General features: G+C 64.0%; 23 protein-coding genes and 2 pseudogenes. 15 read left to right on the top strand and 10 right to left on the bottom strand.

The window, feature by feature from the left end; all coding sequences use genetic code 11:
• The first annotated feature begins 59 nt into the window (after positions 1-59).
• From ETW24_RS02750 to ETW24_RS02725, 6 genes are all read left to right on the top strand, one after another.
• Positions 60-1,400 carry an MATE family efflux transporter gene (locus ETW24_RS02750; protein WP_129369640.1) on the top strand — a complete coding sequence of 447 codons (1,341 nt, stop codon included), beginning with the start codon at positions 60-62 and terminating at the stop codon, positions 1,398-1,400.
• Complete coding sequence (locus ETW24_RS02745; protein WP_129369639.1) at positions 1,397-2,584, top strand: PLP-dependent transferase; 1,188 nt, start codon at positions 1,397-1,399, stop codon at positions 2,582-2,584. Before ETW24_RS02750 ends, ETW24_RS02745 begins: the two co-directional genes overlap by 4 nt.
• A complete protein-coding gene (locus ETW24_RS02740) occupies positions 2,581-3,453 on the top strand; it encodes an alpha/beta hydrolase (RefSeq protein ID WP_129369638.1) in 873 nt (290 codons plus the stop codon). The genes ETW24_RS02745 and ETW24_RS02740 overlap by 4 nt, the downstream gene beginning before the upstream one ends.
• Before the next feature lie 195 nt (positions 3,454-3,648).
• Positions 3,649-4,722 (top strand): GNAT family N-acetyltransferase, encoded by a 1,074-nt coding sequence (locus tag ETW24_RS02735; RefSeq protein ID WP_205877339.1) that lies wholly within the window; start codon positions 3,649-3,651, stop codon positions 4,720-4,722.
• Entirely contained in the window at positions 4,719-6,023 is a 1,305-nt protein-coding gene (locus ETW24_RS02730; RefSeq protein WP_129369637.1) for a lysine N(6)-hydroxylase/L-ornithine N(5)-oxygenase family protein, read from the top strand. The genes ETW24_RS02735 and ETW24_RS02730 overlap by 4 nt, the downstream gene beginning before the upstream one ends.
• Positions 6,024-6,224: 201 nt before the next feature.
• Positions 6,225-6,752: a sigma-70 family RNA polymerase sigma factor gene (locus ETW24_RS02725; RefSeq protein ID WP_129369636.1), complete on the top strand. Its 528-nt coding sequence runs from the start codon at positions 6,225-6,227 to the stop codon at positions 6,750-6,752.
• A gap of 205 nt (positions 6,753-6,957) precedes the next feature.
• Here ETW24_RS02725 and tnpA read toward each other — a convergent pair whose 3' ends face one another.
• Positions 6,958-7,374, bottom strand: coding sequence for an IS200/IS605 family transposase (gene tnpA / locus ETW24_RS02720; protein ID WP_129369635.1), 417 nt, complete (start codon positions 7,372-7,374; stop codon positions 6,958-6,960).
• Between tnpA and ETW24_RS02715 the strand changes: the two are divergent.
• A pseudogene (locus ETW24_RS02715) lies at positions 7,372-7,756 on the top strand (transposase); the annotation flags it as partial. The gene tnpA and the pseudogene ETW24_RS02715 sit on opposite strands and share 3 nt — an antisense overlap.
• Before the next feature lie 617 nt (positions 7,757-8,373).
• Here ETW24_RS02715 and ETW24_RS02705 read toward each other — a convergent pair.
• On the bottom strand, positions 8,374-9,210 hold the full coding sequence (locus ETW24_RS02705; RefSeq protein WP_205877337.1) for an IS110 family transposase: 837 nt from the start codon (positions 9,208-9,210) through the stop codon (positions 8,374-8,376).
• A gap of 149 nt (positions 9,211-9,359) precedes the next feature.
• Between ETW24_RS02705 and ETW24_RS24125 the strand changes: the two genes are divergently transcribed.
• Positions 9,360-9,647 (top strand): hypothetical protein, encoded by a 288-nt coding sequence (locus ETW24_RS24125; RefSeq protein ID WP_164982674.1) that lies wholly within the window; start codon positions 9,360-9,362, stop codon positions 9,645-9,647.
• Here the strand turns inward: ETW24_RS24125 and ETW24_RS02695 are convergent.
• The 6 genes and pseudogenes from ETW24_RS02695 to pqqA form a co-directional block, all read right to left on the bottom strand.
• Positions 9,644-10,834, bottom strand: a pseudogene (locus tag ETW24_RS02695) (IS3 family transposase). The gene ETW24_RS24125 and the pseudogene ETW24_RS02695 sit on opposite strands and share 4 nt — an antisense overlap.
• Before the next feature lie 377 nt (positions 10,835-11,211).
• Positions 11,212-12,297, bottom strand: coding sequence for a pyrroloquinoline quinone biosynthesis protein PqqE (gene pqqE / locus ETW24_RS02690; protein ID WP_129369632.1), 1,086 nt, complete (start codon positions 12,295-12,297; stop codon positions 11,212-11,214).
• On the bottom strand, positions 12,294-12,581 hold the full coding sequence (pqqD, locus tag ETW24_RS02685) for a pyrroloquinoline quinone biosynthesis peptide chaperone PqqD (RefSeq protein WP_129369631.1): 288 nt from the start codon (positions 12,579-12,581) through the stop codon (positions 12,294-12,296). Before pqqD ends, pqqE begins: the two co-directional genes overlap by 4 nt.
• The gene (gene pqqC, locus ETW24_RS02680) at positions 12,578-13,330 is read right to left on the bottom strand and encodes a pyrroloquinoline-quinone synthase PqqC (RefSeq protein ID WP_129369630.1); all 753 of its coding nucleotides are present in this window, start codon (positions 13,328-13,330) and stop codon (positions 12,578-12,580) included. Before pqqC ends, pqqD begins: the two co-directional genes overlap by 4 nt.
• Entirely contained in the window at positions 13,327-14,211 is an 885-nt protein-coding gene (pqqB, locus tag ETW24_RS02675) for a pyrroloquinoline quinone biosynthesis protein PqqB (RefSeq protein WP_129369629.1), read from the bottom strand. The genes pqqC and pqqB overlap by 4 nt, the downstream gene beginning before the upstream one ends.
• 21 nt (positions 14,212-14,232) lie before the next feature.
• The gene (gene pqqA, locus ETW24_RS02670; RefSeq protein ID WP_027236494.1) at positions 14,233-14,340 is read right to left on the bottom strand and encodes a pyrroloquinoline quinone precursor peptide PqqA; all 108 of its coding nucleotides are present in this window, start codon (positions 14,338-14,340) and stop codon (positions 14,233-14,235) included.
• Positions 14,341-14,477: 137 nt separating this feature from the next.
• On the opposite strand from pqqA, the gene ETW24_RS02665 reads away from it, so the two are divergent.
• Together ETW24_RS02665 and ETW24_RS02660 are read left to right on the top strand one after the other, a co-directional pair.
• Positions 14,478-16,562, top strand: a complete 2,085-nt coding sequence (locus tag ETW24_RS02665) for a 4Fe-4S binding protein (protein ID WP_129369628.1) — start codon at positions 14,478-14,480, stop codon at positions 16,560-16,562.
• The gene (locus tag ETW24_RS02660) at positions 16,559-17,461 is read left to right on the top strand and encodes an FAD:protein FMN transferase (protein ID WP_129369627.1); all 903 of its coding nucleotides are present in this window, start codon (positions 16,559-16,561) and stop codon (positions 17,459-17,461) included. Before ETW24_RS02665 ends, ETW24_RS02660 begins: the two co-directional genes overlap by 4 nt.
• A gap of 2 nt (positions 17,462-17,463) precedes the next feature.
• Here ETW24_RS02660 and ETW24_RS02655 read toward each other — a convergent pair whose 3' ends face one another.
• On the bottom strand, positions 17,464-18,366 hold the full coding sequence (locus ETW24_RS02655) for a substrate-binding periplasmic protein (RefSeq protein WP_205877335.1): 903 nt from the start codon (positions 18,364-18,366) through the stop codon (positions 17,464-17,466).
• Between the two features lie 15 nt (positions 18,367-18,381).
• Complete coding sequence (gene pedF / locus ETW24_RS02650; protein ID WP_129369626.1) at positions 18,382-19,059, bottom strand: cytochrome c-550 PedF; 678 nt, start codon at positions 19,057-19,059, stop codon at positions 18,382-18,384.
• A gap of 170 nt (positions 19,060-19,229) precedes the next feature.
• Here pedF and ETW24_RS02645 point away from each other — a divergent pair, with 170 nt between their 5' ends.
• Genes ETW24_RS02645 through ETW24_RS02625 form a run of 5 tightly spaced genes read left to right on the top strand, consistent with a single transcriptional unit; the run spans position 19,230 to position 23,388 of the window.
• Positions 19,230-20,393, top strand: coding sequence for an ABC transporter substrate-binding protein (locus ETW24_RS02645; protein WP_129369625.1), 1,164 nt, complete (start codon positions 19,230-19,232; stop codon positions 20,391-20,393).
• Positions 20,390-21,367: a YVTN family beta-propeller repeat protein gene (locus ETW24_RS02640; RefSeq protein WP_217621270.1), complete on the top strand. Its 978-nt coding sequence runs from the start codon at positions 20,390-20,392 to the stop codon at positions 21,365-21,367. The genes ETW24_RS02645 and ETW24_RS02640 overlap by 4 nt, the downstream gene beginning before the upstream one ends.
• A 49-nt stretch (positions 21,368-21,416) precedes the next feature.
• Complete coding sequence (locus ETW24_RS02635) at positions 21,417-21,875, top strand: hypothetical protein (RefSeq protein WP_129369624.1); 459 nt, start codon at positions 21,417-21,419, stop codon at positions 21,873-21,875.
• On the top strand, positions 21,872-22,591 hold the full coding sequence (locus ETW24_RS02630; protein ID WP_129369623.1) for an ABC transporter ATP-binding protein: 720 nt from the start codon (positions 21,872-21,874) through the stop codon (positions 22,589-22,591). The genes ETW24_RS02635 and ETW24_RS02630 overlap by 4 nt, the downstream gene beginning before the upstream one ends.
• On the top strand, positions 22,588-23,388 hold the full coding sequence (locus tag ETW24_RS02625; RefSeq protein WP_129369622.1) for an ABC transporter permease: 801 nt from the start codon (positions 22,588-22,590) through the stop codon (positions 23,386-23,388). The genes ETW24_RS02630 and ETW24_RS02625 overlap by 4 nt, the downstream gene beginning before the upstream one ends.
• The last annotated feature ends 193 nt before the right edge of the window (positions 23,389-23,581 follow it).

The raw sequence follows: 23,581 nt of genomic DNA, 5'->3' as shown, positions 1-23,581 counted from the left end.
CCCCGCCCCGCCTGCGTCAAAGGTCAGGACAGACCCTCATCAGATAGAAGCCCCAGACCATGACCGCCTTGAACCTTGCCAGCCCGGATCTCCTCCGGACGCTGCTGCGCGCAGGCCTGCCCACCGCAGGCGGCCTGTCGATCAATGCCGCCCACCAAGGAGTGGACAGCTACTTTGTCGGCCAGCTCGGACCAGAGGCGCTGGCCGCCGTCAGCCTGGCCCTGCCCCTCACCGGCCTCACCGCCGCGATTGGCGTGGGGCTCGGCATCGGCACCGCCGCCGCGGCCGGCCGTGCCCTGGGCGCCGGCCGCAAGCAGGAGGCCGCCCGCCTCGCCTCCGCCGCCATGGCGCTCTGCCTGCTGCTGGCAGCTCTGTCCGCTGCTGCGCTTTGGCTGGCCCGGCTTCCGCTGCTGGATGTGCTTGGCGCCACGGGAGCGGTGCGGGAGCCTGCCCTGCAGTACATCAGCATCCTTACCCTCTCGGCGGGGCTGGGAATGGTGCAAATCCTGTGCGATTTCACCGCAATCGGCAGCGGCCATGCCCGTTTCAGCCTTTTCAGCCTGATCTTCTGCTTCACGCTCAATATGGCGCTGGATCCGCTGCTGATCTTCACCGTGGGCCTCGGCGTGCGCGGTGCAGCGCTGGCTACCGTACTGGCCCAGATTGCCACTCTCGCCCTCTATGGCTGGTATTTCACGTCTTCCCGCACCCCATTGCGGCTGCGACCGCGCCTTTCCGGCAGCGCCCTTGCCCGCCTCTGGCCGGTTCTGCGCATCGGCCTGCCTGAGGCTGCCTCAGTGCTGGGGGCCAGCCTCGCCTTTCTGCTGCTCTACCGCCTGGCCGGCGAGCACGAGGGCACCGCTGGCCAGGCCGCCATGGGCATCGCCCTCAGGCTCTGGGTGCTCGCCACTCTGCCGGTCGAGGGTTTCTGTCTCGGCGCGCAGGCGGTGCTGGCCTATGCCGCCGGCGCAAACAATACCGCCCGCTTTGCCCGCGCGGCGCTCACCACCGCAGCCATCGCCGCCGCAACCGCCAGCCTGTTTCTGCTGACGGGTCTGCTGGCAGCGCCGCAAATCAGCGCCCTGTTCACCCTTGATCCTGCGGTTCAGTCCCTTGCCGAACCCGCGCTGGCAGCGTTCGCTCTGTCGCTGCCCGCAACCGCCTTGCGCCACGCGGCCCAAGTCAGCCTGCAAGCCACCGCCCGCGCCCGCGATGCAGCTCTCCTGGGGCTCGCACCGCTGGGCTGGCTGTTCCTGCCGCTCCTGTTCACTACCGCCGGTTTTTGGGGCTTCGCCGGGCTTGCCCCAGCACTGTCGCTTGCGGCGCTCCTCACTGGCCTCGCCGCCGTTCTGATCCTGCTGCGCCTGCCGCACGCCACCCTGAAAGGTCTTCCCGCATGAACGATTACTCGCCCACCCTGCCCGCCGCGTCCGACCGGCTCACACCCGATCTCATCGCCCCGCATGATCCCATGCCGCATGGCGCCTGTTCGGTGCCGGTGTTCCAGACCTCTTCCTTTCTGTTCGACCGCTACGAGGACCTGGCCGCCGTCTTTGCAGGCGAGTCCAGCCGCTATGTCTACAGCCGCGGCAACAACCCCACGGTGGCTGAACTGGAAAGCCTCATCGCCCGGATGGAGGGCGTGGAGGCAGCGCGCGGCTTTGCCTCCGGCATGGCGGCCATTGCTGCCGCGGTGATCCCCTTTGTGCAATCCGGCGATCGTGTTGTGGCGGTCGAGAACCTCTATTCCGACGCTTTCCGCCTGTTCGAATGCCTGCTGAAGAAGTTTGGTGTGACCACCCAGTATGTAGACGGCACCGATACCCAGGCAGTGCTTGATGCCCTGCCAGGCGCCGCGCTGATTTATCTGGAAAGCCCGGCCTCCTGGAGATTCACCACCCAGGATTTACGCGCCATCGGTGCTGAGGCGCGCCGGCTGGGGGTGATCTCGGTGATCGACAACAGCTGGGCCACGCCGCTGTACCAGCGCCCGGCGGAATTCGGCATCGACCTGATGGTTCACGCCGCCTCCAAATATCTCGCAGGCCATTCCGACACGCTGGCAGGCCTGATTGCAGGCCCCAAGGCGCTGCTTGCCCGTATCGACCACGAGGCTTATCATTTTCTCGGCGGAAAGCTCTCCCCCTTCGACGCCTGGCTGGTGCTGCGAGGCATGCGCACCCTGCATCTTCGAATGGCCCGCCACATGCAGAACGGGCTTGCGCTGGGGCGGGCCCTTTCTGCCCATCCCGCCGTCGCCCGCGTCCGCCATCCTGCCTTTGAGGCCAACCCGGGCAACGCCTGCCTGTCGGGCTATGGCGGGCTGTTCGCCTTTGATCTGGACAGCAGCGTCGACATTCCCCGTTTCACCAATGCGCTGAAAGTAGTGAAAATCGGCGTCAGCTGGGGCGGCCCGGAAAGCCTGGTGATCCCCGCTCAGGCCGCCCTGAGCCTTTCCGGGCCGGCCAATGTGTTCCAGCGCTTCGGCACCCCCGCCGGATCGGTGCGCCTTGCTGCCGGCCTGGAAAACGCCGATGACCTGGTGGCGGATGTCCTGCAAGCCATCGCGGAGGCACGCCAATGACACCACTGCCCCCTGCCTGCGCCACCGGCGAGACCTGGACAGGCGCCCGCTGGCACGACGTGGCCGACAGCATGACCGGCGTCATCCGCCGCATCTTCATCTGGGTGCCACCTGAAGAGCCCCCCGCCGACGGCTGGCCCGCCCTGTTCATGACAGACGGCAATGCAGTGATCGGCACCGCAATCGACGCAATGCGGGCACAAGCCTGTTATCCCTCAGGCACCAATGTCGGCTGGGGCGTGCTGATCGCAATCGGCTACCCGACGGACGGCGCCTATGACCCTTTCCGGCGCAGCTGGGACCTCGGTCCGCCGCCAGGGCAGACCTATCCTCCGTTCCACGAAGGCGGCGAACCGGTGCGCACCGGCGGTGGAGAAGAAATGGCCCGCTTCCTGCTGGAACAGGTTCTGCCGCTGGCAGAGGCCTGTGCGCCGCTCAACCCTGCGCACCGCGGATTGTTCGGGCATTCCTTTGGAGGGCTGTTTGCCCTGTGGCTGCTGTTCAACCAGCCGGGCACTTTCAGCCACTGGATCGCTGCCAGCCCTGCGATCACCTGGGAAGACAGCTTCCTGTTGCAGCATCTGATCCGTTTCGATCCCGGCCCGCACAGCCCCTATGTGCATCTCTCCGCAGGCGAATGGGAGGGCGCGCGCCTCGCCCCTTTCCAGACGGAGGCCGCAGATGCCTCCGAACGGCTGGCCGAGAAGGAAAAGACCCGGACTATCGCCGCAGCACAGGACATGGCCGCCGCTCTGAACCAGCTTCCGGGGTTTAAATCTGACTATGAAACCTATGCCGGAGAAAACCATATGTCGGTGCTGTCTGTGGCAGTAAACCGCGCCATTCAGAAGGTGTTTTCCCTCAGTTAACACCCGATTTCACTGTGAAACTGTCTCCCGGCCCTGTCTTCAGGCGCCGGGTTTTCAGGTTTCCAAACAGGCTCCTCCGTGCAAATCCGGAAAATACAGAATACCTGATATTTTTTGTAAATTTCCTCCGCCCTGCAGCGTTCTCAAAGCAGTGCCGGCGCACGCCCGCGCCGGCCAGCAAACGGAGGACCCTGCGTGTCATTGGATAACGCCTCAGATCACAGCCCGCCCCATTGGGCCCGGCCCGGACCCGGCGGTGTCACGGTTTACAGCCAGGGCACCGCGCAAGAGATCGCCGTCACGGACCATGGCGGTGGCAAACTGCAGCTCGCGGCGCCCGCCAGCACGCTCAGCCTGGCCGCCCTGCTGGCTGCCTGCGAGGCCCTGACCAGCCACGCGGCCGAGGAAGTGCTGGTCCTGCTGAAACGGGAAGACTTCGCCTTTCTCGAACAAGAACTACTCTCCACCGGTGCTGCCAGCCTGCTGGACGGCAGCTGGCTAGCAGTCTTTCCAGAGATGTTCTGGCAGGTTCCGGACCTATGGCTGGCGCAGCCGCCCCGCAGCTACCCGCAGGCGCAGGTGGCCGGGCCGCATGGCAGCCACCCCCTGCGGCCGCCTAAGCCGTCAGGCCTCCTCTACCATCGCCGCATCCCCTGGCTGCAGCAGACCTTCTCGCTGCGCGCGCTGGATCCTGCTGCGGACCTGGAGCTGTTCCACGCCTGGATGAACGACACACGCGTCGCCGCCTTCTTCGAGGAATCCGGAACCTTGGAATACCACCGGAACTACCTCTCCCGGATGCAGGTTGATCCGCATATGATGCCGGTCCTTGGCTGCCTCGACGGGCGCCCCTTCTGTTACTTCGAACTCTACTGGGCCCGTGAAAACCGCATTGGTGCCCATTACCCTGCCGGGGACTGGGACCGCGGCTGGCATGTGCTGGTGGGTGACCCCGAAGCCCGCGGCGCCGACTACATCACCGCCTGGCTGCCCTCGCTGATGCACTACATGTTCCTGGCGGAGCCCCGCACCCAGGCGCTGGTCGGCGAACCCGCGGCCAGCCACACCCAGCAGCTGCGCAACCTGACCCGATCCGGCTTTGCCGCAGTCAAGGAGTTCGACTTTGCCCACAAGCGCGCAACGCTGGTGCGGCTGGAGCGGGAGCATTTCTTTCAGGCCCGCCTCTGGTCCCGCCCCAGCCCCGCAAATCCCGGCCGTCCGCTGCAACTGTCCCCCTTTGCCCAACTGAAACCCGGAGAAACCCGATGAGCGAACCGCAACACATCCATGACATGATCGGCGTGGGCTTCGGCCCCTCTAACCTGGCCCTGGCCATCGCCCTGCAAGAGCGTGCGCAGGCCGGGGCGCCAAAGCTGGACGCCCTCTATCTGGAGGCCAAACCCCGCTTCGCCTGGCACCCGGACATGCTGCTTGAAGGCTCGGACATGCAGGTTTCCTTTATCAAGGATCTGGTCACCCTGCGCAATCCAGCCAGCCCCTACTCCTTCCTCAGCTACCTGCATGCCCAGGGCCGGCTTGAGCGTTTCGTCAACCGAAAGAGCTTCTTTCCCAGCCGGCAGGAATTCAACAGCTACCTCGCCTGGGCCGCCGCGCAGTTGGAGGATACCTGCCGCTATGGCCAGCGGGTGACCGGTGCCGAACCCGTCCTGGACCCCGGCGGCAGCGGTGAGGTGCTGGCCGTCACCACCGAGGACGAGACCGGCAGGCAGACCCGCTACCTGACCCGCGATCTGGTGCTGGCCATCGGCGGCAAACCCGCCATCCCGGACACTTTTGCTGCGCTGCAGGACCACCCCGGCGTGGTCCACAGCTCCAGCTACCTCAGTGCCGTCAAGCCCAGGCTGGCGGCAGCGGACAAGCCGCTGAAAGTAGCGGTCATCGGCTCGGGCCAGAGCGGTGCCGAGATTTTTATGGACCTCGCCAACGACCCGGCCCGGCCCCAAGTGGACTTCATCTTCCGCAGCCACGCGCTGAAGCCTTCGGACGACAGTCCATTCGTGAACGAGATTTTCGACGCCAGCTTCACTTCCCACGTCTACCAGCAGCCTGCAGACCAGCGCCGGGCGTTGATGGCGGAGTATTCCAACACCAACTACGCAGTCGTGGACGGTGATCTGATCGACCAGGTTTACGGGTTGTTCTACGAACAGGAAGTGGCTGGCGGCTCTGCCTACAGGCTGCTGCGCAGCACCTGCGTCACGGCTGCAGCAGCCAGCGGGCAACAGACGCTGCTGACCTTGCAACCGGCTCAGGGCGGCGAATCCCGCAGCGGCGCTTATGACCTGGTCATCCTGGCAACGGGCTACCGCCGCCGCCTGGGAGAAACCCTGCTGGCCGGGCTCGAGCCGCACGTGCATTTTGAAAGCCCGGACCGGAACTACCGGATGCGGACCTGCGGGACCTTCCGCCCCCGCATCTTCCTGCAGGGCTACTGCGAGGAGACCCATGGGCTGAGCGATACCCTGCTGTCGGTTCTGGCGGTGCGCGTGGATGAGATTGCCGAAGCACTCCTGACGCCGCAGCCCGCACAACTCGCCGCCGCGGAATAACTCGCCTCCGGCGGCCCGCAGCAGCGGGCCGCACACCCGTTAACGGCAATTACCCGCCAATTTCACACGCGAAGATTGACCTTGCAATCCACCTGGTTGATAACGGGAGCGCAACCCAGGGCCTGCACGCCCAAAGGCAGTTTTCCCAAAAAAACATCACCTTTCCGGACATTTATCCGGGTTCATACCGATGGGATTGCCATGCCGAATCATCCACGCCCGCGCGTCTGTGAAGCCTTGATTGAAGAACTTGTAAGCCACCGCAGGCTGCATCTGTGTTCCGCCCTGAAACTGGTAGGCTCGCTAGACGCCGCCGAAGACGTGATCCAGAACACTGCCCTGAAATGCCTGTCTTTCAAGCCCGGCAGCCTGCCGGACAGACCCCGGCCCTATGTGGCGCGGATGGTGCGCAATGCGGCCATCGACTACCTGCGCAAATCGCGCCGTGAGATCCCCACGGATTTCGAGGACGAGGGCCAGCTGGCGGCGGCCGGCGTGACTCCATTGTGCGGACGGGCAAGACTTGAAAGCAAACAGGCGCTGCAAGCGGTTGTCCAGAGCCTTGCAGACAGCACGCCGCGGAACCGCGACGTATTCCTGCGCCACCGGCTGGCCGGCGTGCTGCAAAAGGAAATTGCAGAGGAGCTTCAAGTCTCCCGCGCGTTGATCAATGTGATCGTACGCAATGTCCAGCAGCGCTGTGCCGACGGACTGAAGGGGGCAAGTTGAATTGGCGTCAAGCTTCTCCTATTGAATGGCTTTGATCGGCTTTGCCGCGCAAATCGGGTGATGAGATTCATCTTGCGGATCCAGCATGATAGCTGGGAACCATGAGCAGTTGGTCCCCGGCAAGGTACAAGATCACGAACTGGCCATCGTACAACGAGCCATTGATGCGCGTTGGTTCGAGCACAATGGCGAGCGCACTGAACGACTACCGGCTGGCGCCGGTAGGATCGGCAATGTGATTTTCCAGGTACTGAAGTGCGATGTCTTCGGTGATGGCGCCGTTGGTGGTTGAAAAATACCCGCGGCCCCAGAACCGGCAGCCCCAGTAGCGCCTGCGGATCGCAGGGAATTCCCGTTGCACCCGGTAAGACAAACGGCCCTTCATCATGCGCACCAGACCGGAGATGGCGAGTTTCGGCGGTACCGGCACGAACATATGCACATGGTCGCTCGACAGCACCCCGCGCAAGATGGCGACCCTGTTCTCGGCGCAGACCTGGCGGCAAATATCGCGCACCCGCAGGCGCAATGCCCCGCGCAGCACTTTGTAGCGGTATTTGGTCGACCATACGATATGGTAGCGGTGGTAGAAAACGCAGTGTTTGCCGGTATCATATTGCAACGCGGATCGCTTTCGATCTGGTTCGATCCCGGGATGATCAGGGGGCCGTCTCCAAGCGGCAAACGGGGTCGGCAGCGGCAATTCAGTGACGCAGCGATCCAGACTTGCCTGACCACTGCCCGGCAGGGCATTGCAAAGCAACGTCCCGAGAGGAATGAACGTCCTGTGAGGGATGCCGCTTCGGCAGACCGCGGATTTCGTGGAAAGTCTCTAGTGGCTGGCTGGCCTGAATTGTGCGGTGCCAGATATACGCACCCTGTGCCGGCGCCAGCGGACGCTGGACGTGCGCCTGCCCTATCGCAGTGGCACCGGCCCGCTGCATCTTCTCCTCGACAGCACCGGCATCAAAGCTGTGGGTGAAGGTGAGTGGAACGCCCGCAAGCCCCCTCTCGCACATGCTCATACGGCACAAAGCTGGCGCGCTCTTCTTCAAACACATCCCAGATTACTTTGTCCCGCATCTCTGGATGCGAGCTCGCCCGGACATAGGCCAGACAGCGATCTTCCAGCCAGGCATTCAGGCCCAACATGGGCATCGGCGGCATGACACCCGCCCTGAAGTTGAAAACAGCCGCCTGAATTCTACGGCTGGCCCCCATTAAAAATGGGGGGACTACCGGACCGCCTCTCAAAAGCGCGGCAGGTCCAGAACTCACCTACTTTAGAGCTAGGCCACGCTTCTTCAAAACTAGGCCGTGTTGACAAAAGGGATTCACAGCTCCCGCTGAACGTGTTTCATATGTGGCCGCCCCCTGTGGCAAGGGCTGATTTTGTCGTGTTGCGTTGATCGGTTGCTTTCATATGTCCGGCCTGTTTGTGCGGTGTGCTGTTCCGCTGGCCTTGATGGAAATCCGCCGGTGAGGTCCCTGATCAAGCTGGCGCGTTTGCGAAGCGCATTGAAACAGACGGGTTTTCCTCGCCATTGGCTCGGTCGTTACGCATCATCGACTGCCATTGCCAATTCGGGTTTGGGCTGCATGCCTTTCAGGCGGGCACCCCCTATGGCCGGCAGGTGTCTCCTCTCGTCAGGATCGCCCAGGCGATGCGGGCGAGCTTGTTGGCCAACGCGACAGAGACAAGCCGGAATGGCTTTTTCTCCAGCAGGCTGTTGACCCGATCAGTCATCGGTGACGGTGTCCTCTTCGCATGGCGCATCACGGCAGTCGCGCCGACCACCAGCAATCTTCGTAGATATCGGCCGCCCTGCTTCGGGATGCCGCCGAGCCGGGTTTTGCCGCCGGTCGAGCGCTGCTGAGGTGTGAGACCGAGCCAGGCAGCGAACTGCCGGCCCGAGCGGAACTGACCGGGGTCCGTTACAGTGGCAGCAATGGCGGTTGCGGTGATCACGCCGACGCCGACGCCGGGGATGGCCGCGAGCCTGCGGCTGGCTTCGTTTTCGGCATGCCAGCCCCGCAGTTCCCGGTCGAGCATGCTGATCACTTCGGTCAGTTCGGCAAGTCGCCGGATCAGGATTTCAAAGGCTCGGCGGGCATAAGACGGAAGGTCGTTACCGGCGAATGCCCGGTCAGCCAGTTTCACAAGATTGGCGATGCCAGGATTGGCGGCAAGGCCGAATTCGGCCAGATGGGCGCGCAGTGCATTTGCAGCCATCGTGCGCTGACGAACCAGCAGTGAGCGGGTCCGGTGCGCCACGAGAATACCCTGCTGCTCGACCGTTTTCACCGGCACGAAGCGCATGGTTGGACGCTGAACCGCTTCGCAGATCGCTTCCGCATCCAGTGCGTCACCCTTACCGCGCTTGACGTACCCTTTCACAAACGAAGGCGGCATCAGTCGGGCTTCGTGCCCCATGGCGATCAGCGTGCCTGCGTTCAATGATCCTTCCGGCGCGTCTTTGAACGCGGATCCTGTCAATGTGCGTAATATCTACCGACAGCAGTTTATCAGCATCACCTTCGGGCAACGGGTGATTGCCAGATCTGAAAGCGGCTACGAGCCCGCACCTCAACAGCCGCAGATGCCGGGTGAAACGCTTCTCCAGTCTTTCCCTGGTTTCCTCAGGCGGGAAAAAACGGACATCAATGAAGGGTATCAACGGCATTCTATTGAACCTCGGCATGCTGCTTTTGAAAGAGAGCGGGACGGTGATACGGCGCAGAAGCGACCCGGCGCCAATCTATCCCTTCGAACAGGGCCTCGAACTGAGCCTTCGTCAGGGTCATTGCCACATCCGACAATTTCGGCCAGATGAAACCAGTGCCTTTTACTTTGAGCTACTCCCCAATGTTTGGACAGGTTTTGACGTAGGTTAAGCTACTCTCTGCTCCTGCTGATCGGTTTGGGTTTCTTCTTTTCTCAGCCAATAGACCACGGCTGGGGGTTTGCCGCCAAGGGCGGAGTGTGGGTGTTTCCGGTTGTAGAAATCGATCCATTTCCCAACGCCCGCCTTCGCCTCTGATCCGGTCTCCCAGGCGTGCAGGCAGACGCATTCGTATTTCAACGACCGCCAGAGCCGCTCGACGAAGATGTTATCGAGGAAGCGCCCCTTGCCATCCATCCGCTGCCCGGCAGCGCATGTGTGCATGCGCGAGAGGGGAGATCCGCACGCCGGATCGGCGCAATCTGCTCGTCCAGGCAAAAGATGTGAACTGGCTGCCCTGATCCGTATTCATGATTTCCGGCGGGCCAAACCTGGCGATGGCCTCGTTCAGTGCCTCGACGCAGAAGTCTGCTTCCAGCGTGTTCGAAAGGCGCCAGGCCAGCACCTTTCGGGTGTGCCAATCCATGATCGCCGCCAGATACAGAAAGCCCCTGCGCATTGGCAGATACGTGATGTCGGCACACCACACCTGATTGGGACGCTCCAGGCGTAGACCACGCAACAGATAGGGATAGGTCTTGTGCCCTTTCGCTGCTTTGCTGGTGTTTGGTTTCTGATAGACCGGCATCAAGCCCATCAGCCGCATCAAGCGTCGGATGCGCTTCTCGTTCACAAGGTGCCCGTCGTTTCGGAGGTGCCAAGTCATCTGGCGGACACCAAAGAACGGCGTTTCCAGGAACTGTTCCTCGATCCGGCGCATCAACATCAGGTTCATCGCCGTCTCGCCCTTGGGCGTGCAGTAAAACGACGACCGCGAGATCGACAGCAGCTTGCACTGCTTGCCAATCGACAGGTTGGCATTGGCAGGCTCAACCATCTTGCGCCTCACTTGCCGGTCCACGGCTTGAGCTTTCGTGACAAAAAATCGTTGGCGACAGCCAGCTTCCCGATCTTCGCGTGCAGTTCTTTGACCTGCTCCTCGTCGATCTCTGGGGACTTCTTTCCGCCGTGTTCAAACACGCCGGACGCGCCTTCCAGCAGAGCGCGTTTCCAGCTGTGGATCATCGTGGGATGGACGCCGAATTGGCTGGCAAGCTCAGCCACAGTTCGCTCACCCTTCAAAGCCTCAAGCGCGGCTTTCGCCTTGAACTCGGGCGAGTGGTTCTTCCGTTTCGACATCTCTGATCTCCTCTTCGTCGAAGACCAGCAGACAACAAATCATAGCTTACGTCAGTGTCCGAAATTCAGGGGGTAGCTCACTTTGGGCAGCTCAGACAGGCGCACAAATGCGCGTGAAAGCTCCCCAAAGGGACAGATTATAGGTAGCTGAAGCTACCTCGTCTGCCCCTTACGCCGGGGAGGTGCTCCAGCAGCCCTGCGGGTGCTTGCGCGGCCGGTTCCCGGCCTTGCGTTTGGACTGTTTCGAACGGCTTGAAATGCGTTCGAGTGTCCAACTCGGCTTCAACGCGGCCAGCTTGCCAGCACTTTTTTACACAACTCAGAGTTTTTGGCTATCACAAGGATGCTCCGAAATCCTAGGTCAAGGCTCGCGTTACTTAGCAGGCCGCACTCCGGTAGAAAAAAGCAGTTTCAGTATTGCTCCCACCTGTTTCAAGAAGCTCAATCACAGTCTGATGCCGCGGTGACTTCCGGCACACGGGATCGGTTGCGCCTGCATCCCCGGCCAGGGCCAGCGCCTGACAGCGGCAGCCGCCAAAATCGGTTTCCCTTCGGTCGCAGCTGTGGCAGGGCTGCGGCAGCCAATCCGTGCCCCTATAGGCGTTGAATGCCGCGCCCTCGTACCAGATCGCCGCCAGCGGTTTGCTGCGTATATTGTCGAAGTTCAGATGCGGGATGGTCTGGGCCGCATGGCAGGGCAGCACGGTGCCGTCTGGCGCAATGTTCAACCCGGCTGTGCCCCAGCCGCCCATGCAGGCCTTGGGATAATCCGCATAATAGTCCGGCGGCACAAAGTCGAAGGCCAGCACCCCGCGCAGCCGCTGCTCTGCCTCTGCGACGATGCGTTTGGCGTCCTCAGTCTGCGCGCGCGTCGGCAGCAGCTGGGCCCGGTTGCGGGACGCCCAGCCGTGGAACTGGACGCAGGCGACCTCAAGCCGCCGGGCGCCCATTTCGACAGCCATTTCGATGGTGCGTTCCAGATCATCCAGATTGTGCCGGTGCATAACGGCGTTCAGCGTCAGGGGAATGCCCCGGGCCTTGATCTCCGCCGCGATCTTCATCTTGCGGTCAAACCCGCCCTTGTAACCGCCGATCCAATCGGCAATCCCGGCGCTGGTGCCCTGCAGGGACAGCTGAATATGGTCCAGCCCTGCGACCTCCAGCGCATCCAGCCGCCTGGGCGTCAGGCCGATGCCGCTGGTGATCAGATTGGTATAGAGCCCGCAGCCCTGTGCTGACGCGGTGAGCTCTGCCAGATCCGGGCGCGCGGCGGGCTCGCCGCCGGACAGGTGCAATTGCAGGACACCCAGTTCGGCAGCCTGGCGGAAGGCATCCTCCCATTCAGCGGTGGTCATCTCCGCCTCGCGGCCCAGCAGGTCCTGCGGGTTGGAGCAATAGGGGCAGGCCAGCGGGCAGCGGTGCGTCAGCTCAGCCAGCATCGCGATGGGAGGAGGCACGGTCATGACCGCACCGCCAGATACATGCGGGCCCGCAGACCAGCCAGAAAGCGCTGCACATCCCCGGCGATCTGCTCCGACGGGGCATCGTAGGCCGCCGCCAGACCAGCAACGATTTCCTTGAACGAAGCGCGTCCATCCACCCGCGACAGGACCGCCTCGCCGATGGCATCTAAAGCAATGGCCTTTTCCGGGCAGAGCAGCACCGTGCCGCCCCGCACCTTATCCGTGATCATCCGCACCCCGCGCGGCAGATAGGGGCGGTCCGTGGGGGCAAGCGCCAGTGTCATGCCAGCCCCTCGCCCGGCTGCCAGGCGCCCGGCGGAGTCCGCCCCGGCTCCACATAGGCGCCCCAAAGCGCATCCAGCTGCGCCCACAGGACATTGGTCTTGAAGATCAGCGCCGCGCAGGCGGCGTCTTCCTTTTCCGGGGTGTTGGCGTTCTCCAGCACCCAGGCCAGGCCGAATTTCACGTCCTTCGGCGCCTCGGTCAGCCGTTTGCGGAAATAGGACAGGCTGGCGGCATTGGCAAAATCGTAGTGCTGCAGCAGGCCTTCGATCCGCCGTTCGTGGATGGAGGGGGCGAATAATTCCGTCAGCGACGAGGCCACCGCCTGCAGGAGCGGCATGTCGCGCACGTAGCGGACATAAGCGTCGACAGCGAATTGGGTGGACGGCAGCACGCCCCGGCCGGAGGCCACATAGTCCGGATCCAGCCCGACCGCTTCGGCCAGCCGCAGCCAGCGGCGGATACCGCCGCCCTCGCTGACGCCGCCGTCATGGTCTTCGATCCGGCTGCGCCAGGCTCGGCGCATGGCGGGATCGGTGCAGCGGGACAGAAAGGCCGCGTCCTTCATCGGGATCGCCGCCTGATAGGCCCAGCGGTTGATCACCCAGGCACGGACCTCGTCAGGCGAACACTCCCCGCCGTGCAGCCTGTGGTGAAACGGATGCTTGTCGTGGTAGAGCGCCGCGCCGATGGCGCGCAGGCGGGTCTCAAGCGGTTCTCTGGCCGGCATTTCCCGGGTTTGGGCTTTCATAGCGCAATCTCCATTCCATCCGCTGCAATTGTCCACCCTGCGGCCAGCACCTGCGCGCGCTCGGCGCTGCCGGGCTGCCAGACGGGATTGGTGTTGTTGATGTGAATGAACGTCTTGGCGGCATCCACATTCCGCAAGCTGGCGATGGAGCCTAGGGGGCCGCTGATGGAGATATGCCCCATCCGCTGGCCGGTCTTGGTCCCCGTTCCGCTCTGGATCATCTCCTGATCGTGCCAGAGTGTGCCGTCAAAGAAGATGTGATCAGCATCCGCCAGTATCCCCAGCAACCCTGCGGAGACAGCGGAACAACCGGGAATGTAATAAGCGGTTTTGGTGCCGTCGGTCAGCCGGACGCCGACTGTCTGCTCGCCCATCAGATCCGTCTCCACCTGCCCGCCTTCCAGGAACAGCGGCACCTTGCCCGGCACCGCGAAGACCGTTGCCTGCAGGCCCGGAAGCAGCTCGAAGCCGTCGCTCAAGCGCACGGGGTTGCGGTCGACAGCCGCCGGAAGCGCGTTGAACACCGGGTTCGCCGACAGCAACTCCAGCAGCCCCGCCGTGACGAACAGGGAAAACGGCGATTGCTCCCGCAAGGACAGCAGCCCCGCGATGTGATCAATATCGCCATTGGTCAGCAGCACTGCGCGCAGTGGGCAGTGGCGCAGCGACTGCGGGTGCATGGACGGGCAGTTCTGCAACTGAACACGGATGTCGGGAGAGGTGTTCAGAACCGCCCAGTTCTGCCCGTCCAATGTCACGGCCAGCGAGGACTGGGTGGCGGAAGCGATCCTGCCGAGACGCGCGTCCCGGCAGTTCCGGCAGCCGCAATTCCATTGCGGCAGGCCGCCGCCCGCTGCTGCACCAAGAACCAGAAACCGCATGGCCGTTTTCCTGTTTCGCGATCAGAACAGATCGGGTTCGTATTCGCGGCCTTCGTCCTCGGACGGGGAGTACATGTTGATTTCCATGCCGCAGTTTATTTCTTTCAGTTTCGGGGCAGACCAGGCCATTTCATCCTCCTTTGCTGGCTTTAATCCCGTCAGCCTACCCTCCCGTCCCGGGCCCCGGTATTGGCCTTTGGTCGTAGGGACGGCCTCAGACTTTGGTCCAATGGCACGGGACGTATATGCCCGGCAGACTGCCAGCCATGCGCGTATCCTGGTTCATACTCTGGCTTCAGGCCTGGCTGTTTGCGGCCAGCGCGCTGGCGGCGTCACCATTGCCGCGTGAGGAAATCAGCGCCCTGATCATGCCGCCGTTCTCCTTGGGGGAGCCGGTGAACGGCAAGGGCGTTTACACGCTGCTAAACTCCGGCGGGGCGGAGGCGGGCTATGCCTTTGAAACCGAGCCCCTAGCCCCCCTGCCCGGGTTTTCCGGCGCGCCGGTCAACGTGCTGGTGCTTCTGGACCTGGACGGCACCTTTCTGGATGTCCGGCTGATCAGCCATAACGAGCCAGTCTTTGTCTCTGGGCTAGGCCCAGCCCCGTTTCACAAGTTCTTTGAGCAATATCCCGGCCTGTCAGTCTTTTCGGCGATCACTGTCGGCACTCCCTACGGCGAGGCGAGCTCCGGTTCATCCCTCGTTTATCTTGACGGGGTAACCAAGGCGACCGCGTCGGTGCGGATCGCGCATGACTCGGTTATGGCGGCAGCGCTGGCGGTCGCGCGTGAGAAGATGCACGGCGTCATCACCGCCCCCCCGGCCCGGCCGGACCCGGACTACAGCGAGGCGCTGGACTGGGCCGACCTGGTGGATCAGGGCTTGGCCACCCACGCCACCATCTCCAATGAGAAGGTTGACGCGGCTTTTTCCGGCACGCTTTGGGCCGATGACGATCCGGAGGCGCAGCAGCACCCGGAGGCTGCCTATCTCGATCTCTGGATCGTTGACCTTGGCCCGCCGTCAATCGCACAGGCGGTTCTTTCACCAGACGGTTATGATGAGCTGCAGGAGTTCCTGACGATCTCCCCCGATGATGAGCCGCTCTTGCTGATCGAGACCGGCCGTCACGGGCTGGTCAGTTCGGATTTCATCCGCAATACTGCGCCGGACCGGGTTTTTGCCACACAGAACGAGCTGCCGGTCGCGCTGCGGGACAGTGATCTGCTGGTGGAGCTATCGCCGGACCTGCCCGGCCCCTTGCACGACGGTACAGCGATGATCCTGCGGGCGGACCGCCGCCTCGGGTTTGACCCAGCGCAGGAGTGGACGCTGCACGTCCAAGCGCTACGCGCGCATGGCATGTTCCAGCCTGAGACAGGCACTGTGGAACTCCCCGTTTCGCACCAGACCCACGAGCGTTTTTTCCTGCGCGCCGCCCCCCCGGCACCGGTGCCCCCCTGGCTGGAGGCAATGCGCAGCCGCCGTACAGACCTGATCGTTCTGGCGTTGCTGCTGACCGCGCTGACCGCCGCGCTGCTGTTGGCTCAAGGCCGGATCGCCGCCCGCAAGGTGCTGACACCGCTACGGCTGACGGTGCTGGCGGTTGTCACCCTGTTCATCGGCTGGTGGGGCCAGGGTCAGCTGTCCATCGTCACTGTGCTTGGCGTGCTGCGTACCGCAGCCGAGGGCGGCAGTTTTGCTTTCCTCGCCTACGACCCGTTTTCGCTGCTGCTTTGGGGATTTGCCATCTTTGGCCTTTTCCTGTGGGGCCGGGCGCTGTTTTGCGGCTGGCTGTGCCCGTTCGGCGCGCTGCAGGAATTCGCACACCATCTGGGACGCAGGCTAGGGCTGCCGCAGGTAGCCCTACCGCCGATCTGGGACGGACGGCTCAGATACATCAAATACGGGGTTCTAGCCGGACTGGTATCTCTGCTGTTCCTAGCTCCCGCGCATGTGGATACCGCGGCAGAGGTTGAGCCTTTCAAGACCGCGATCACCACCTATTTCCTGCGCGAATGGTATTTCACCGCCTATGCCGCCTTCTGGCTGGTGGCGGGGCTGGTGCTGTTCAAGCCGTTCTGCCGCTACCTGTGCCCGCTGGGCGCGGCCATGGCTGCGGGCGGACTGCTGCGGCAACGCAACTGGATCGCGCGGCGCACCGCCTGCGGCAGCCCTTGCCAGCTGTGCCGGGTGAAATGCGCCTATGGCGCTATCGAACCATCCGGCTCGGTCCGCTATGACGAATGCTTCGGCTGCCTCGACTGTGTGTCGATCCACGACGACGCGGCCCGCTGTGTGCCGCTGATCCTGGCGGCACGCAAGAAACAACAGCTGGAGGCTGCGGAATGAGCGCAAAACTGACTCGCCGCCGGTTCCTGACAATCTCTGCCGCCGCCCTCGGCGTCACAACTCCTGCGGCGCGGGCCGTACCCGTCACTTGGCAGGGATTTGCACTTGGCGCCGAGGCACGCCTTACCATTCACGCGCCGCAACCGCAGGCAGACCGAGCAATTGCCGCCGCGCAGTCGCAGCTGCGTCAGGCCGAACAGCTGTTCAGCCTTTATGATCCAACCTCCTCGCTGTCCCGGCTGAACCGGTCGGGATTTCTGAAAACACCGCCCTTGCCGTTTCTGCGCCTGATCCGGATTTGCACCCGGATGCACACAGCTACCAAAGGCGTGTTCGACCCGACAGTCCAGCCGCTGTGGCACGCCCGGGCACGCGGAGGCCGCGTAGACGAGGCAGCCCGCCTCGTGGGCTGGCATAAGGTCTCAGTGACGGAAAAGGCGATCCGGCTGGCGCCGGGCCAGGCGCTGACCTTCAACGGCATTGCCCAGGGCTATGCCACCGACATGGTGCGCACGGCGCTTGGCCGTCTGGGGTTAGAGCGAATTCTGATCAATGCCGGCGAGTTTGCCGCCCTCGGTGGTCCGTTCCGCGTTGGGCTGGCCGATCCTGAGCGCGGTGTCTTTGCAGCGCGCAGTTTGACTGACCGGGCCATCGCCACCTCCAGCCCCGGCGCACTGGAATTGAAGGGCTCGGCGCATATTCTACATCCCGCCCTTGACCGCCAGCCGCAGTGGGCCACGGTCAGCACCGTGGCTGCGAGCGCCGCGCTGGCGGATGCCGCCTCCACCGCCTTTTGCCTGATGCAGGAAAGTGAAATCACCGCCGCGTTGGCGCGCCTTCCGGGTGACTTCAGCGCGACCCTGCTGACACTGGATGGCCGAGTGAAAACAATGGGCTAAGGTCAGCGTAACTCCGGCGGCCGGTGGGTCAGGCTGTGGGCTGCGAAAATGGCGGCAATCCGGCCGTCCTGCAGCGCAGCGGCAATGGCATCCTCCACCGCATAGGCCAGCGGGCGGTAGGAGAAATGCACCGCCACCCCGGCAGTCCATGTGCCTGCGGAGAACCCGGGCAACGGCGGCGTGTGGACGGCTGTCTGCGCGGTCAGCCCGGCCTCCAGCTGCGCCAGCGGCCCCATTGCGGCCTTGGTCTCGGCCCGGTCCAGCCCCGCCATTGCATCTGCCGCCGTCGGATAGCGGCGGATATTACTGCTCAGCTGCCCGCCGGGAAAGGCCGAGAGGTAGAAATCGGCTATTGAGTCGTTCTCCACCGCAACGCTGTCGAAGCGGAAATAGGCCGGCACCGGCGGGTCTTCGGGATAGGCCTCCCGGCGGTAGGCGATGGCGACCTCCTCGACGTGGTACTGACCGGTGAACACCACCTGTTCGACCCGGCAGGCAAATTCGCTGTCATAGGGCACATGCAGCATGACGTTGGCCACGCCGCCGCCCACGATAGGCCCCTTCCAGATCCAGTTGCGCAGATCCGCGTCCAGATTTTCGCCCGCCGGGACCAAAGTGAATCGGGCGTCGACGCCCAGTTCCCCGGCAATCAGCCGGGCGAGGTCGATATCGGCGCCTTTGATGCGGCCCGCTTCCTCATAAGACCAAGGGGGAAACTCCTCGTAGGCCGCAAACGTGATGAAGCCGCGCTCAAGGATAGTCTCGAGATCCTGCCCGACGATGTCGCGCGAGGCGTTCTGCGGCTTTGGCTGCGGCACGTGATCCGCACAGCGGGCCTGCCCCGCCTGCGCCCAGCCGCAGCCCAGCGCGGCAATCACAAGCAGTCCGGCCAGCTGCTGTCTCATGTGCCGCCCCCCGTCTTAGTGCGCCGCCGAAAGGCCGACGGTCAGGACCTCCGCGGCACCGGCGAAGTCCGGCTGAACGCCGCCGATCAGGCTGGCGGCACGGTAGGCCGCGCTGTCAGCAACCGGGGCGCCGGACCCGGTCTCAACCCCTTGCGCAATCTCCGTCAGTTCTGCCTGCAGCGCCGCTGCATCACCGCCGCTGCCCCCGGCCAGCGCGGTCAGCTCGTCGCGAATTTCCAGCAGTCGGCCAGTGGCCTCGTCCAACGCGCCGTCATCAGGCCGGGTTTCCAAATAGGTGCGGATCGCCCAGGCGGCCTTCTGGCCCAGCAGCTCCCCGAAAGCGGGCATCTTGGTGATACCGTTCTGAGTGTAGCCAGTGCGGAACCGCTCCACAAACCACTCGTCGCCCATCTCCTCGGCCTCCAAGTAACGAAGGTCCGGGGCCAGCCCACCAGAGACCCCGCCAAGCCCGTGGCAGCGGGCGCAGTTCTGGTTGTAGCCGCTGCCGCCGATGTCGATCGCCGCCTGCCAGACTTCCGCCTCCTGGCCGCGATAGGGGTTTTCGGTCAGCCATTCCTCGCCCACTTCGGGCAGGGCATCGGTATTCACAGGCTGCGGCGCGACGTCTCCGTGGGCCTGCACCGTGGTGGCAAGAGCCGCGAACCCGAGGGCTGCAAGAGGCAATTTGAACATAAGTTCCTCCCGTAAGTTTGAGCTTGCCGCAACCATAGCCAGTCCGGGCCATGCCCCGATACGCGACTTAAGTCGGCCACCGGCCCCGAAAGCCTACGACCTTGGTCCAATGGCCGCGGGGCTGCAGGCGGCAGTACGCTCGGCCCATGCAGCCAGAACAGGGTGCCCCGATGCGCTTTCTAATCATACTCCTGATGGCCCTTTGCCCCACCGCCTTTGCCGCGCCCAACATGATTGAGGTGCCAGTCATTTATCTGAAACAGCAGGAGCAGCAGCCCCCCACCCTTTCTAATCTCGACCCGCCACCCGCAGACCTGGGCGAGACCGGCGCCCGGCTGGGGCTGGCGGACAACCGGACCACCGGAAGCTTCCTTGGCCACAGCTACAGCCTGGAGGTGGTGGTGGTGCCGCCGGGCGGCGATTTCACCGCTGCGGTACAGGCGGCGCTGGCACGCAGCGCGCTTCTGATCCTGGATGCGCCCAAACCGGCGCTGCTGGCCGCCGCCTCCCTGCCGGAGGCGCAGGAGGCGCTGCTGTTCAACACCACCAGCCCGGACACCGGCCTGCGCAGCGGCGACTGCCGCCGCAATCTGCTGCACACCCTGCCCTCGGACCTAATGCGGAGCGATGCGTTGATGCAGTTTGCGCTGTCCAGGCGCTGGACCGGGCTGGCGCTGATCTCCGGCAAGCACCCGCAGGACCAGGCTTTTGCCGGTGCCCTGCGCCAAAGCGCCGCCAAGTTCGGGCTGGAAATCACCGCTGAGCGGACCTGGGACTATGGCGCCGACATGCGCCGCAATGCCGCCCAGGAGGTGCCGCTGATGTCGCAGGGGCTGGGCCGTCACGATCTGCTGCTGGTCGCCGACGAGTTGCAGGATTTCGCCCGATACCTGCCCTACAACACCTGGTTGCCCCGACCGGTTGCCGGCTCCGAAGGTCTGGTGCCGACCGCCTGGGCACCGGTGGTTGAGCAATGGGGCGCCGCGCAGTTGCAGTCGCGGTACCAAGAGCTTGCCGGGCGCAAGATGCTGGCGCGGGATTACGCCGCCTGGGCAGCGGTGCGCAGCATCGGCGAGGCTGTGACCCGCACCGGCTCAGCCGATGCAGGCGTCTTGCGCCGCTACATGCTGTCGGACGCGTTCGAATTGGCCGGGTTCAAGGGGCGCCCGCTTAGCTACCGCAGCTGGAACGGCCAGCTGCGCCAGCCGATCCCGCTTGCAACCCCCCGCGCGCTGGCGGCGCAGGCGCCCCTGCCCGGTTTCCTGCACCAGCACAGCGAACTTGACACTCTGGGCCTTGATGCGCCCGAAAGCCGTTGCGGAGCCTTCCAATGACCCATTTTTTAAAATCCTTTGCCCCCCTCGCGCTCTCGGCACTGCTGGCCCCGGCGGCGCCGCTTAGCGCCGCGGAAATCTGGGTGACAAACGAAAAAGACGACACCATCAGTGTGATCGACATCGCCACGCTGGGGGTGGTCCGCACTATCGCAACGGGGGAGCGGCCACGCGGCATCACCTTTTCCAAGGATTTTTCGCGGGTCTATGTCTGCGCCTCCGACAGCGACACGGTGCAGGTTCTGGATGCTGCCACCGGCGAGATCCTGCACGACCTGCCCTCTGGCGAGGATCCGGAGCAATTTGTGCTGCACCCCAACGACCGGCACCTTTACATCGCCAACGAAGACGATGCCGTGACCACCGTGGTCGACACCGAAACCCGCAAGGTGGTTGCCCAGATCAATGTCGGGATCGAGCCCGAGGGCATGGCGGTCTCGCCCGATGGCAAGATAGCCATCACCACGTCGGAGACCACCAACATGGCCCATTGGATAGACACGGAGACGCGACAGCTGTTTGCCAATACGCTGGTCGACGCCCGCCCCCGCCACGCTGAATTCACTGCCGGAGGCAGCGCTCTGTGGGTCTCCTCCGAGATCGGCGGTACCATCACTGTCTTTGACACCGCAACCCAGGCCAAAACCGGCAAAATCACCTTCGAGGTCAAGGGCGTGCATCCCGACCGGGTGCAGCCGGTGGGCTTTGTCTTCACCGGCGATGAAAAGACTGCCTTTGTGGCGCTTGGCCCGTCCAACCATGTGGCGGTGGTCAATACCCAGACGCTGGAGGTGGAGGATTACATCCTGGTCGGCCGCCGGGTCTGGCACATGGCGTTTTCCCCCGACAAGTCGCTGCTGTTCACCACCAATGGCGTTTCCGGCGATGTGACCGTGATCGACACCGCCCAGCGCCTGGCACTGAAATCAATCAAAGTCGGCCGTTTTCCCTGGGGCGCGGCGCTGCGCCCCTGAGACTTGCCGCGCCCCGGCGGCGCGGCGTATCCTGACAGGAGGATCCACGATGCTTAAACCCCGCTTTTTCGCCGCGGCGCTGTGCCTGGCGCTGCCCGCCGCCGCCCTGGCCGATGACGATAACGATCCGGGCAAGGCCAGCCTAGGCCTTGCCGGACTGCTGTCCGCCGACAACAAGAAAGACCTGCCGCCGATTGCCCTGTCGGCGGGGATGCCGCTGGCGGAATCGCCCTGGGTGCTGAAATCCGGCACCTATTACGAGTTCGAAATCCAGGGCGACGGCAGCCAGGAACTTGCGTTGACCGGGGCTGATTTCTTTCGCGCTATCTGGATCGACGAGATCGTGGTGGAGGGCCTGGAAATCCGCCCGCTGGGGCTCGACAGCATCGAATTCGACGAGGCCGGCGAGATGGAGATCGGCTTTATCGCGCTGAAGCCGGGGAATTACCATCTCAAGGTGCCCGGCTCCACCGGCGATACTCAGCGATTAGAGATAACCATCCAATGACCGGTCTGCGGGTCGATAATCTGAGCTATGCTTACGGTACCCGGCAGGCGCTGGACGGGGTCAGCTTCCGGGTTGAGCCCGGCACTTTCTGCGCACTGCTGGGCCCCAACGGGGCTGGCAAGTCGACGCTGTTTGCGCTGCTCACCCGGCTGTTCACCGCGCCGCAGGGCAGGATTGAGATTGCCGGCCACGACATGGCCCGCGCCCCGCGCAAGGCGCTGCAGCAGATGGGGGTGGTGTTCCAGCAGCCGACACTGGACCTGGACCTGACGGTGCAGCGCAATCTCAGCTATTTCGCCGCCTTGCACGGCCTGTGCGGCGCCAGCGCGCAGGCCCGGATCGAGGCCGCGCTGGAGCGGCTGGAGATGCGCGGCCGGCTGGGTGAGCGTGTGCGCGACCTCAACGGCGGCCACCGCCGCCGGCTGGAGATCGCCCGCAGCCTGATCCACCATCCCAAGGTGCTGCTGCTGGACGAGCCAACGGTGGGGCTGGATGCAGCAACCCGGCGCGCAATCACCGCCCATGTCCATGACCTGTCCCGGCGCAAGGGGCTGACGGTGCTCTGGGCCACCCATCTCACCGACGAGGTAGAGGACGCCGATCAACTACTGATCCTGCACCGCGGCAAACTGGCGCAAAACGGCACCACCCGCCAGCTGCGCGGCGGCCTGGGGCTGGCCGATCACTTCCTCAGGCTTACGGGTCAGGCCGCATGACCGCCTGGCTGACAGCCCTAGTGGCAATAACGCAGCGCGAAGCGCTGCGGTTCATCGGCCAGCGCGGACGTTTCGTCGCGGCGCTGGTGCGGCCAATGCTGTGGCTGGTGGTCTTTGCCGCGGGCTTTCGCGCCGCGCTTGGCCTGTCGATCACCCCGCCCTACGCCACCTACACCACCTACGAGGTCTATATCGTGCCGGGGCTTTGCGGCATGATCTTGCTGTTCAACGGCATGCAAAGCTCGCTGTCGATGGTTTATGACCGGGAGATGGGTTCGATGCGGCTGCTGCTGACCAGCCCGCTGCCGCGCTGGTGGCTGCTGGTCTGCCGGCTGCTTGCCAGCACCGCGATCTCGATCCTGCAGGTCTATGTCTTCTTGGCACTGGCAGGGTTATTCGGCATCCGCTTCAGTTGGGGCGGCTATGCCGCGCTGCTGCCCGCCCTTGTCCCAGCCGGGCTGATGCTGGGAGCGCTGGGGCTGGCGCTGTCTTCGGTGATCCGCCAACTGGAGAACTTCGCCGGGGTGATGAATTTCGTGATATTTCCGATGTTTTTCCTGTCCACCGCGCTCTACCCCCTGTGGAAGATGGCCGAAAGCTCGGCGCTGCTGCGCGACATCTGCGCCGTGAACCCTTTCAGCCAGGCAGTCGAGCTGATCCGCTTTGCGCTTTACCAGCAACTGAACGCAGGCGCGCTGGCCTGGGTTCTGCTGTCGGGGCTGGTCTGGCTGGGGCTGGCGGTCTGGGGCTACGACCCGGCGCGCGGGCTGATGCGCAAGGCCGCGAAACCGGGGTGAGCTGCCACCCTCTGCACCGCGCGGCAAATTCACCGCAGACCCGGTCCGCAAGGCTCCGGGCATTGCTGCGTTGCGCTGGCCTCCCCCTTACCGCCGCCCGCATACGACCATTGTGCAATACCGCCGGCCCGGCGCGCCTTGGATACTGTGGCAGGCCGGCAGCCCGCACCGGGTCGTGGCTGTTGAGGATCCA

It is taken from the genome of Leisingera sp. NJS204 (assembly GCF_004123675.1).
GTDB lineage: Bacteria > Pseudomonadota > Alphaproteobacteria > Rhodobacterales > Rhodobacteraceae > Leisingera.
Note: the sequence above shows the minus strand (reverse complement) of the source record. Positions and strands in the feature narration are given on the sequence as shown.